General features: G+C 65.5%; 1 protein-coding gene. It reads right to left on the bottom strand.

Going from position 1 to position 1,562, the window contains the following annotated elements; translation table 11 throughout:
- Positions 1-63 precede the first annotated feature (63 nt).
- Positions 64-1,554 (bottom strand): FAD-dependent oxidoreductase, encoded by a 1,491-nt coding sequence (locus tag WBF82_RS22210; protein WP_424385087.1) that lies wholly within the window; start codon positions 1,552-1,554, stop codon positions 64-66.
- Positions 1,555-1,562 lie beyond the last annotated feature (8 nt).

Genomic DNA, 1,562 nt, shown 5'->3' with positions numbered 1-1,562 from the left:
GGCCAAGCCAGTGGTGGGATAGCTTGCAGCGGCCAGTCTTTGGGCCAGTGCCTGCGCATGTAGTCACCGATGGTCATCGCCGGGAAACCTTTCTCGTCCGGCCAGAAAGCGCAGTAGCGCCGAGCGGCCATGGGTGGGCACGGTAGCCAATTCATGACCGGCAACGCCGCACTGCGCCAATATCTGGTTGGCGGCACACCAGCCCGTGGTGGCGGCGCGCTCCATCAGCGCCACCGGAAGGTCAATGCGGATTCCGTCACCGGCCAGCAGCAGCCCAGGCAGGGGCGTGGCGACGCACGGTCGCTGCGAATAAGTGCCGGGTGCGAACAGTGGGCAGTCGGTGCGGCGCAGCACCCGTTCGTAGAGTATCTGCGCGCCAGCGGTTTCCGGGTAGAGCTGATGCAGGCGCTCTACCATAGCCTCGGCCGGCTGCGCGGATTCGACAGCATATGAATGTAATTCGACTACCGAGCCGCCCCGCTGTCGTGCCCAATCGATGGCTTGGCGTTCATAGCGATCAAGGACGCTGATGTTGTCGAGCGGTTCATGTCCGGCGGTGCCCAGAAATGCCGGACGTTCGGTGGCGACAGGACGATCGAGCCACATCCGGTGCACCACGAACGGCGGCGCGGTGCGCAATCGGGAAATCTGCGTGCGCCACCATGGGTTGCCGAGGACGGGTGACGCCGCGACGAGCCGCTGCAGCCCGGCCACGTCGGTGGCCAGCACGACGGCGTCGGCGTCCAGATCATCACCTGCATCGGTGTGGATGCGATATCTGCGGGTGTGGCCGGTTTCGACGCTTGTCACCGCGGTGCCGCGGTGAAACCGCACGCCCAGCTCGATCAGGTATCGCTGCAGCGGCTGCCAGAGTGCGGTGTCGTAGTTCGCGTTGGCGACATCGAAGATCAGACCCTCGCTGGAGCCGAGGAAGTAGATGTGGAACATGGTGGCCAACTCCGCGGCCGACAGCTGGGTCGGGCTGGCAAAGAAGCTGCGCGAGAAGACCTCGAAAGCCAGATGACGCGCCGGCTCGGGAAAGTTGATGCTCTTCAGAAAGGTTTCGGCATCGATGTGATCGAGGCGGTGATAAATGTCGGGCAACGACACCGCCGCCAGCGGCGCGGCTGCCCGAGCGTCGATCCTTGCCAGGTCGCGAAGTCGAAAGGTCGGGCTGCGCAACGCAAATACCAGTGCGTTCCACGGAGGCGTGCGGGGCAGGCCGCGGAAACTGTCTCGGCGACCGGCGCCGTCGATCAGGGGGTAATCGTCCACGGGCGTGAGCATGGACAGTTCGGGGTCGACGCGGCGCAGCAGCGAGCGCAAGTTGTAGTACTGGCGAAAGAAGGCGTGAAAGCCACGGTTCATGGCGATCTCGCCGCCGCGGTAGCACTCGCTCCAAGCGCCGACCCGGCCGCCGAGATAGTCCTCGCGTTCGATGATGTCGACGTCGATGCCGCGTTCGGCCAAACCGGTCGCCACGGCCAGACCCGCGATGCCGGCCCCGACGATGACTGCGTGCGGCCGAGGCGACAACGGCTCGGCGCTGGGCAGTCCTGGCC

Source organism: Mycobacterium sp. (assembly GCF_049673265.1).
Taxonomy (GTDB): Bacteria; Actinomycetota; Actinomycetes; order Mycobacteriales; family Mycobacteriaceae; genus Mycobacterium.
Note: the sequence above shows the minus strand (reverse complement) of the source record. Positions and strands in the feature narration are given on the sequence as shown.